The sequence below is a fragment of the Halomonas sp. SIMBA_159 genome (assembly GCF_046536035.1).
GTDB lineage: Bacteria > Pseudomonadota > Gammaproteobacteria > Pseudomonadales > Halomonadaceae > Vreelandella > Vreelandella venusta_A.
In genome coordinates, this window is sequence record NZ_JAWJBT010000707.1 from 1 (window position 1) to 267 (window position 267).

Annotated in this window: 1 protein-coding gene; it reads left to right on the forward strand. The window is 66.3% G+C overall.

Annotated features, from left to right (window positions below; all coding sequences use genetic code 11):
• Positions 1-267 (forward strand): ferredoxin reductase domain-containing protein (locus R0J87_RS21030; protein ID WP_498888701.1); only part of this gene is annotated, 267 nt, incomplete at both ends.

Consider the following 267-nt stretch of genomic DNA (forward strand, 5'->3'; position numbering starts at 1 on the left):
TCGAAGACCTCTCGCGCCACTCCCCGGCGCGCACCGTGCGCCTGTTCCATGCCGATCGCTCGCACGACACTCACGTGCTCTACGCGTCGTTGCGCAGGCAGGTGCTGGCGATGGAAGACGCCCGTGCGCAGAACTGGTATCGAGACGATGCGGGATCGGCGCCGACTCTTCGACCCGCGTTGTCGGGGCGCATGGACCTCGCCGCCGTCGAGCTGCCGGACGATGCGGACGTCTTCATGTGTGGGCCCTTGGACTTCATGCGTACAT